The sequence below is a fragment of the Nostoc sp. NMS4 genome, assembly GCF_017115095.1.
Taxonomy (GTDB): domain Bacteria; phylum Cyanobacteriota; class Cyanobacteriia; order Cyanobacteriales; family Nostocaceae; genus Nostoc.
This window is the reverse complement of record NZ_JABXKI010000136.1, coordinates 1-9512: the sequence shown is the minus strand read 5'-3', so window position 1 is coordinate 9512 and position 9512 is coordinate 1. Positions and strand designations below refer to the sequence as shown.

Below are 9512 nucleotides of genomic sequence, written 5' to 3'. Positions count from 1 at the left end.
TTAAATTCCCAACTAAACCTTTGCTTCCAAAGATTTGAGTAACTCGGTATTCACGCCTGACTCACGAGTTAGAGCAATTTTGCCAGTACGGGCGATTTCTTTCAAACCAAATTTTTGCAATACTTGGACGATCGCTACCATTTTACCTGGATCTCCCACAACTTCTAAGGTGAGAGAATCTTCCGCCACGTCCACGACTCGCGCCCGGAAAATTTGAGACAGTTCGATTACTTCTGAGCGATTGCTGCTACTAGCATTCACCTTCAAAAGCATCAATTCCCGCTCGACACAAGGAGTTTCGGTAATATCCTGGACTTTTAGGACATTGACTAACTTGTACAGTTGCTTGGTGAGTTGCTCGATCACGCGATCGTCACCAGGCACAACCATTGTAATTCGGGAGACTCCTCCTTGTTCAGCAGGGCCAACAGCAAGGCTTTCAATATTAAAGCCGCGACGTGCAAATAAACCAGAAATGCGGGAAAGAACACCCGCCTCATCTTCTACGAGAACTGAAAGGGTATGTTTCATCTTCGCCAACAGAGGCTAGAGCAGGAATTGAGTAACGCAGACACTAGCTAAGGGCAATGCTAGACCTACTACCGCACTGAAAATTTAGTGCGACCTCTTATTGTAAACTTAAGCGTTGCACTCATTGCATTCTCAATCGAGAAATTGTTGAGAAATCATACTGCAAGCAAAAATTTCATTGAATGTATATCTTTTTGTTGACAGATGCAGCATTTGTTGTAAAGCTTTTATACTCAGGTTTGATGAGCCTCTAATAGGAGAAAAGTTTTTATGGGTTGGTTACAAAGATTGTTTGGAATGGAAAAACCTGAAAATGCAGAAGTAAATCCGGCTCCACAGGCTGTACAGCAAGCTCCTAGTAGTGATGTCGCTACTGCTACGCAATCAATACCCCCAGAACGTCTAGGATTAAGCGGAGAATACGATCAGAGTGGTTTAGCAAAACGGGTAGCGTTGGCATTTGATGAAGATCCCGATCTCGATGATGTTAATACCCTTTGGGTTGCTCAAACAGGTAGCACTGTGGTGTTAAAAGGGAAAGTTCCCAGTCAAGAAGTTCTTAATAAAATGGATTCTGTGGCGCGTTCTGTGAATGGTGCTACAGATGTTGATACTAGCCAAGCGACGATTGACTAGTTAGTGCTGATGCGATCGCACCCAAACCATAACATTTAGGGAACAGCCAACTGTTAGCGATGCGTGCGGCGGGCTACGCCTACGCCAACCCATCTCTCAATCCAATCTAAAATCGCTTGGTTAACTTCTTCTGGACATTCATCGTGGGGACAATGCCCTACACCCTCCAGATTCAGCAGTTCCAACCTCTCGTTATACTGGGCAAATTGGCTAGCCAGGGCTGGCGGCACAAATCGGTCTTTTTGTCCCCAAATTAAAAGCATGGGAATTGTTAAGGTTGGTAAAACTATCTTGACACTAGGACTAAAATTAATTCCGATCGCAGCTTTGAACAAAGCACTAAAAGCCCTGGCAGAACCCCGGTCTTGGGGAGGCCCTGCTAAAATTTCGATGAGTTCATCGGTAATCGCCTCTGGGTTAGCGTAGGCGATACTAGCCCAGCGACGCAGCACCCCAGGACGGCGCACGAAGTTAAATACAGGTTTAAGTATCAACGGCGAAGCAACAACATTTTTAATTGCTGTCACGAGTGGACGCAGCACAGGAGGAATTGCTTCTTGTTCTAATGACGGGTCGGGTAAACTCATCATCACCATACCCAGCACCATATCGGGGTGACTGGCGGCGGCGGCCATAGATATCAGTGAACCGTTGGAATTGCCTATTAATATCGCTGGTTGACGGATAAATGTTTTCCAGAAATCGTAAACTTGTTCAACCCAAAGTTCGATGCTGTAATTAGCTGCGGCTTTTTCAGAAGCGCCAAAACCCAACATATCTATGGCGTAAACTGTGTGATGCTCGCTCAACACTTCTAAATTATGTCGCCAATGACCAATGGAAGCACCAAAGCCATGTAACAAAATTAGCGGTGTTGTATTGTGGTGATTTTGGCGAGGGCGAATGTAAGTGTAGCGGGTTTGCCAGCCACGCCAAATCCAATCTCTTTGATTACCAACCCGTTCCTGCCAGTGTACCGTAGTGGTCACACTTACCTCCGATTTATCAGTACTGAAATTATTATAAGAATTGGGCATTGGGCATTGGTAAATAATCATAGTTTTTCTTCCCCTGCCCCTACCTCCTGCTTTCTTTTATAAGTTATTACCACCGCCACAGAAGCAGAACTCGCCTTTTGGCAACATCGGGAATGGCGAGAAAAATTGCAGGAAGTAAGTAATGGATGTGTGCTGGTAGTTGGTTATGCTCCCTCAGTACTTCTGGAAGCTTGTGAAGCGATGTCTACGACGGGCTACGCCAACGCTAACCAAAAAATTCAACCTGCGTTAGTGATTGGAATGCCCATTGGCTTTAGCCATGCTCCCGCAGCCAAGCGACAACTGATGCAACAAGAGATACCTTTTATTACAGTTGAAGGGACTTTGGGAGGTGGCGCATTAGCTGCGACTGCCTTAAATGCTTTGGTTGAGTCATTGATTGATAAGCCAGATTGTCATTGTTATAGCAAAGTGCTGAGTGCTGAAATAATATTTATTGTTAAATAATATTGAATTTGCTACGCTTTACCAGTTTTAGTAATTCAATAAATCATAATTGTGGCCATAAACTGCCAACTTGGTATAAGTTGCAATCTAACTTAGAAAAATTTATAGTAAACAGACTTTAGCAATTAGAGTATAAATTATCATGCTATCCAAGCTACAGCGAAGTATAAATAAGCATAAGTGCTTTGAAGTAATTAGAACTAAAGATAACTCAGATGTATAATTAGCCCGTCTCCTCCATAATCTTTAAAAAGATCGCGATTTAGGACTGACAGGCTTTCTATTTTTTACTTTAATTAAGGGGCTTATGTGGCAACAAGAAAAAAAAGATACTTCGATAGTCAGGCTGATACTATGGGTTGCCTTAGCTACAACCCCGATGGCAGCATCTCTGGTATTATCAGCGCCGATGCTGGCACAATCTACACCTGAAGCTACCTCTTCGCCACTGCCGCAAACAGTGCAGAATAAATCGATAGTGCGGATTGACGGTTCTAGTAGCTTGAGTGCAATCAACCAAAGCCTGAAAGAAAGTTTTGAAAAACAGTTTACTGGTAAAAAAGTCGAAGTTGCTACTAATGGCACTGAGACAGCGCTAAAAGAGTTGCTAGATGGCAAAATCGACATAGTAGCAATGGGGCGTGGTTTGACACCAGCAGAAAAAGCCCAAGGACTAGAGCAAGTTCGCTTGCGCCGTGAGAAGATTGCGATCGTGGTTGGTGCAGATAATCCTTTTAAAGGAAGCTTGACTAGTAGGCAATTCGCCCGGATTTTCCGGGGACAAATTACAAATTGGTCACAACTGGGAGGATCTTCAGGGAAGATTCGGTTAATCGATCGCCCGAACACGAGTGAAACTCGCAATACTTTTCGGACTTATCCAGCTTTCAAAAATGCTGAATTTGCTACAGGGGCCAATGCTACCCAAATAACCGAAGATAATACCGCAGAAATCATTAAACAACTGGGCAAAGACGGTATCAGCTATGTGTTAGCTAGTCAAGTGTCGAAGTTGAAAGGTGTGCGAGTTCTGCAATTACATCAAGCCTTACCAGATGATGCTAAATATCCCTTCTCGCAACCTTTAGTTTACGTTTACAAAAAAAATCAGAGTTTAACCACAGTAGATTTTCTTGGCTTTACCCTAGCACCCCCAGGACAAAAGGCTATAGAACAAGGTATAATCGCCGAAGCCGAGGCGATCGCAGCCAGCGTATTACAACCTGCTGTTACGGCTTCCCCAAGTGTCCAGACGACACCAGCGCCTACGCCTTCCCCTAGTGCCACGAGTTCTGTATTTGGCGAACAACCCTTTGTGGCTGCTCCTGCACAACAAAGTAGCCCAATTGTAAATAAAGAAACACCATTGTGGTTACTGCTACCTGTATTTTTGATTACTGTAGGTGGATCTCTACTATGGTGGATTCTAGGAAAACGCCCATCTTCCACTGAGAAAACAGACAACTTACCAGAATCCCATCCTCATCCAGCCAATGGAGAAACGGCGGCGCTCGATGCTAGCACAGTTTCCTCGCTGAATGGAGCGATGCATGAGGAGCAAGCAGTACCACACTTTGCAGAGCAAGAAACCCCCGATCGCACTCCTTTCAACATCTATGCTCAAACACACTCTGACCTGAATCCAAATGCTACTCAGGGGACAGAAAATTTAGTACAAGAGACAAGTAATGGTACTTCTAATCTCTATGAAGGCACGACATCGAGCGTAGCTAATGGATCGGAAAATAACAACTTAGGAGCCGCAGCTTTAGGTGGTGCGGCGATCGCAACAGGCATCGGCACGGCTACCTGGTCTACCTTTAATAACAAAGAAACAGATGCAATTGATGAGACACATGAGCTAAATAATTATACGGAGACAAATACTCCTGAGTCTGATGATGTTGCATGGGATACAGAAGCTCCGGCGGCTGTAGTAAATACTTCTTTATATCCTCATCTGGGTAGTATTTCCGAAGATGTATCTGATGTGGAACTGCCTTCATCGGAAGTGACAGCCTCACTCCCAGAATTACCAGATGTGCCAGAAATAACATCTGATTTTGGCTATTGGGATACTGCAATTAGTGAAGATGAGGCAGATGATGAACTTCAGGCAGAATTGAACTGGCTAGAGAGTATCACCTCAACTGAAGATACAGCGTTAGTTGATGAATTGCCCTTAGCTGAGTCTGGCGAAGTAGCAAATGATGTCGAACCATCAGCGACAGAAACATCCTCACTGCTCAATTTACCAGAATTTTCAGAAGATTTATTGAGTGAAGATACATTGAATGTGGTAGCAGACGCAGCCGAGCCGACTCTTGGGGAAGGTGTTGCTGAAAGTAACTCCACAGATTTGGCCGCAGCCGCAGCTTTAGCAGCAACCGCCGGAGTTGGTGCTTGGGCTACCACTCTCGGATCGGATGCTCAAGGGGAAACTGATACTACAGTTGACAATGAGACGATAGCAGCCGAAACAGCTATTGGTTTGGTAGATGCCGATGAAGAAAGCAGTATTGTACTCATACCAGATACGCATACATCGGCTGATGTCTATTGGCAGGTTTCCGAAGCCAAGAAAGCAGCACTGCGGCAACAAGGTGGCTCTCAATTCATAGTACGACTGTATGATGTGACTGGCATTGATTTGAGTTATCAAACTCCCCAGTTAGTAAAGCAGTATGAATCTGAGGAAACAGCAACCGACGGATTGATAGAAATTCCCCGCAGCGATCGCGACTACATAGCTGAAATTGGCTATATCGCTGATGGCGAGCAGTGGTTATTCATCGCCCGTTCTGCGATCGTTCGGGTTTTCAGTCCTGTGAATCCAGATCCGATAGTTGATGATGTGGCGATCGCAAATCAAACAGCTGTTGATTTGGTAGATACTCAAGATGAAAGCAGTATTACCCTCACACCACATACTTATACATCGGCTCATATATCTTGGGAGATTTCCGCAGCCAAGAAAGCAGAACTGTGGCAACAAGGCGGCTCTCAATTGGTAGCGCGGCTGTATGATGTGACTGGCATTGACTTGAGTTATCAAAGTCCGCAGTTGGTACAACAGTATGAATGTGGAGAGACAGCACACGATCGCTTTGTAGAAATTCCCGTCAACGATCGCGATTACCTAGCTGAAATTGGCTATATCGCTTATGGCGAACATTGGTTATTCATCGCCCGTTCTGCGATCGTTCGTGTCTTCAGTCCTGTGAATCCAGATCCCGTAAATCCAGATCCCGTAAATCCAGATCCCGTAAATCCAGATCCCATAGTTGATGATGTCGCAATCGCAGATAAAACAGCCGTTGATTTGGTAGATATCGAAGAACAAAGCAGTATTGTCCTCACACCCCGCACTTCCCAATGGGCTGATGTCTCTTGGGAGATTTCCGCAGCTAAGAAAGCAGCGCTGCAACAACAAGGCGGCTCCCAATTGGTAGTGCGGCTTTATGATGTGACTGGAATAGATTTGAGTTATCAAAATCCGCAGTTGGTACAGCAGTATGAATGCGAAGAGACAGCACACGATCGCTTCGTAGAAATTCCCATCAGCGATCGCGACTACATAGCTGAAATTGGCTATGTCGCTGATGGCGATGTCTACGACGGTAAACTACGCTGGTTATTCATCGCCCGTTCTGCGATCGTTCATATCTTCACTCCAGTACCTACAGATTCTACCGTTGAAAATGTAGCTTTAGTAAGTGAAACAGCTATTGGCTTGGCAAATGTAGAAGAAGAAACTCCCCAAGAAGAAAGCAGTGTTGTCCTCACACCCCGCACTCCCAAATGGGCTTATGTCTCTTGGCACATTTCCAAAGCTCAGGCGGAAGCATTGCATCAACAAGGCGGTTCCCAATTAGTAGTGCGGCTCTATGATGTCACCGGCATTGACTTAAGTTATCAAAGTCCCCAGCTTGTCCAGCAGTATGAATCTGAAGAAGTAGCACGCGATCGCTTTGTGGCGATTCCTGTTAGCGATCGTGATTACATGGTGGAAATTGGCTATATTGCTGATGGCGAGCGTTGGTTACTCATCGCCCGTTCTGCTAACGTCCGGGTATTCAGTCGTCCCCACGGAGATTTCTGGTTTGTGGCTGATGCTGAGTTAATTATTCACGGAGCAACTCAACCAAATACCAACGTAAACATTGGTGGTCATGCCATCAAAATCAAACCCGATGGTACTTTCCACCTACGTCTTCCCTTTTCAGATGGTTTAATGGATTATCTCATAACAGTAGCTGCTGATGGGGAATCCACAAGAACTATCCATAAGAAGTTCTCTCAGGAAACTTCCGAAAGCTAACATTATCCTGAGTTATCCCCTCTAACCTGATTCTCCCTTTTTAGGGAGTATTAGAAAGGGGGGATTTTATTATGTCAATTTTTCCGCTAACTTTCGTTTTCATCCCCGTTAGGGGAAGTGGTTATGGAAAGTGGCAACAAGGTTTGTTTATTCAAATACGGTCCCCTGTTTCCATCCCCGTTAGGGGAAGTGGTTATGTAAAGTTCGGTTAATACTGGCATTAACCGATGCAATAAAGTGTTTCCATCCCCGTTAGGGGAAGTGGTTATGTAAAGCCAATTTTTCGTTGTTCTATCAATTTGCTGTGTGTCGTTTCCATCCCCGTTAGGGGAAGTGGTTATGTAAAGTGTTTAAACCTCAACAAAAGGCTACTGTTCAGCAAAAGTTTTCATCCCCGTTAGGGGAAGTGGTTATGTAAAGCATGATTATCAACCACATACGTTGGATAATGTTTAGTTTTCATCCCCGTTAGGGGAAGTGGTTATGTAAAGAGTTACCTTTTGGAAACCTTACTAGGAGCGGGTTTAGAACCCTTCAATCGACGCACCTCTGGAAAACCGGAAAAAACCTTTCCAAATCTCTCCATTTTGCAGCCTGAAAACCTTACTGCATAAGGCATCGACGCATCTCAACGAAGTTATGCGGTTTTCAAGGTTCGGGCGAGATGCGTCGATGAGCTTCAACACACTTTTTAAAAGTAAAATATATTACTTAAAATTGTCAAGTTTTTAACAAAAACTTAGCATTGGGTATCTGTTGCTCTAGAGAAATTGCTTGAGTTAGACATTTCCTAAATGCTAACGTCTACAAGGTGACACAGGATTTGGAGTGTTTTTTTTTACTATGAATCATAGACACAAAGTAGCTTTTAGCTTAACATCGCTGATCTGTCTCAATTTAATCTCTAGCGTAGTTATATTTGATGAGGCGATGGCTGCGCCAACGTCTTCGACGAACGCTGCGCCACCAAGAACCCCAGACAAAAGTGTAAATTGCGAAATTTTAGTTGTAGGTGGTGGACTTTCTGGTGTCGCCACAGCTTACGAGGGATTGCTAGCAGGGCGAACAGTTTGTCTCACAGAAATTACAGACTGGCTGGGAGGACAAATTTCTGCTCAAGGGACATCTGCGTTAGATGAACGCCCAACTCAACGAACTCTCAAATTCTATTCTCGCGGCTATCTGGAATTGCGAAAACGCATTGGGCGGAAATACGGTAAGCTTAACCCAGGTGACTGCTGGGTAAGTGAATCGTGTTTTCTTCCCCGCGATGCTCACACTATTTTAACCCAGATGCTTAAAGATGCCGAAAAGCAGGGGAAAGGGAAGTTGCAATGGTTTCCGAATACAGTAATTAAGGATTTGGAAATCGCTGCTGATGGCAAAATAATTAATAGTGCGATCGCAATTCAACATCAACCACCAAAAGGCGCACCACCTCTCAATACTTTTACTTTATCTCAAAGTATTGAAGATGCTTATAGCTACGAAAACTCATCTCGGTTTACTAAAACGATTCTCCGTTTCATCCCCAAAGCAGCAAAAGAGGATGCTCCTAAATGGTATGTCGTAGACGCTAGCGAAACCGGTGAAATTATTGCCCTTGCTGATGTTCCTTACCGATTAGGTATTGATGCCCGTTCTTACCTAGAACCTTCTGCTTCTAGCACCAACAACGACCCTTATTGTCCTCAAGGCTTTACCTACACCTTTGCAATGGAGGCCACCAAGGAACCGCAACCGCAGACAATGCCAGCATTTTATCCAGAATATGCGCCATATTTCAGTTATGAATTGAAGCGACTGGCTAACTTTGATTTAGTTTTTACCTATCGTCGCATTTGGAGTCCCAAGAAAGGGAAACCAGCAAAATTTGGCGGTGTAAGTTTTAATGCGGCGACACCAGGGGATATCTCTATGCAAAACTGGACTTGGGGCAACGACTACCGCCCCGGAACAGCCCAAGATAATTTAATTTATACTCGCCAACAGTTACAAAGTACTGGACAGTTAGAGCCTGGGGGTTGGATGGGAGGACTGCGGACAGAAACCCTCCGCAAGGCTGAGGAAAACGCCCTATCTTTCTATTACTGGTTGGTAGCAGGGACTACAGATTCTCAACTAGGGGATGGTGTCAAGCAGCAGCAAACTAATAACCGCTTTGTTACTGGTTTAAATTCGCCAATGGGGACAGTGCATGGTTTATCAAAATATCCCTATATGCGAGAAGGACGGCGGATCATTGGCCGCCCCAGTTGGGGACAAGCCGGAGGTTTTAATATTGGGGAAATTGATATTTCCCGCCGAGATTATAATGATGAGTATTACTCAAAGACTCTGCCAGCAGATATGTATCGTCGGCTACGAGCAGCTGTTGCGGGTTTAGAAGCAATATCAGTAATTGACGGTAAAGTTCCACCAGACAAAGCAATGCGACGGACTCGTTCTACCATCTTTCCCGATGCTGTGGGTATTGGTCACTACGCCATAGATTTCCATCCTTGCATGGTGAATAGTCC

5 protein-coding genes and 1 pseudogene are annotated in these 9512 nt (G+C 44.6%); 4 read left to right on the top strand and 2 right to left on the bottom strand.

Annotation, left to right across the window (positions count from 1 at the left end; genetic code table 11):
• Nucleotides 1-12: 12 nt before the first annotated feature.
• The gene (ilvN, locus tag HWQ37_RS11020) at nucleotides 13-531 is read right to left on the bottom strand and encodes an acetolactate synthase small subunit (protein ID WP_069069184.1); all 519 of its coding nucleotides are present in this window, start codon (nucleotides 529-531) and stop codon (nucleotides 13-15) included.
• A 270-nt stretch (nucleotides 532-801) separates the two neighbouring features.
• On the opposite strand from ilvN, the gene HWQ37_RS11015 reads away from it, so the two are divergent.
• Nucleotides 802-1167 (top strand): BON domain-containing protein, encoded by a 366-nt coding sequence (locus HWQ37_RS11015; protein WP_292746897.1) that lies wholly within the window; start codon nucleotides 802-804, stop codon nucleotides 1165-1167.
• A 53-nt stretch (nucleotides 1168-1220) separates the two neighbouring features.
• Here the strand turns inward: HWQ37_RS11015 and HWQ37_RS11010 are convergent, their stop codons facing one another.
• Nucleotides 1221-2156 (bottom strand): alpha/beta fold hydrolase, encoded by a 936-nt coding sequence (locus tag HWQ37_RS11010; RefSeq protein ID WP_292746900.1) that lies wholly within the window; start codon nucleotides 2154-2156, stop codon nucleotides 1221-1223.
• A 114-nt stretch (nucleotides 2157-2270) separates the two neighbouring features.
• Between HWQ37_RS11010 and HWQ37_RS11005 the strand changes: the two are divergent.
• From HWQ37_RS11005 to HWQ37_RS10995, 3 genes and pseudogenes are all read left to right on the top strand, one after another.
• Nucleotides 2271-2672: pseudogene (locus HWQ37_RS11005) on the top strand (precorrin-8X methylmutase); the annotation flags it as partial.
• A gap of 307 nt (nucleotides 2673-2979) precedes the next feature.
• Entirely contained in the window at nucleotides 2980-6993 is a 4014-nt protein-coding gene (locus tag HWQ37_RS11000; protein WP_292746894.1) for a DUF4912 domain-containing protein, read from the top strand.
• 843 nt (nucleotides 6994-7836) lie between these two features.
• Nucleotides 7837-9512: FAD-dependent oxidoreductase (locus HWQ37_RS10995; protein ID WP_292746891.1), on the top strand; the 1676-nt coding region annotated here is incomplete at its 3' end.

What these genes read in the sequence shown, in the direction of transcription:
- ilvN (WP_069069184.1), bottom strand. Translation starts at nt 531, where the DNA reads ATGAAACATACCCTTTCAGTTCTCGTAGAAGATGAGGCGGGTGTTCTT.
- HWQ37_RS11015 (WP_292746897.1), top strand. Translation starts at nt 802, where the DNA reads ATGGGTTGGTTACAAAGATTGTTTGGAATGGAAAAACCTGAAAATGCA.
- HWQ37_RS11000 (WP_292746894.1), top strand. Translation starts at nt 2,980, where the DNA reads ATGTGGCAACAAGAAAAAAAAGATACTTCGATAGTCAGGCTGATACTA.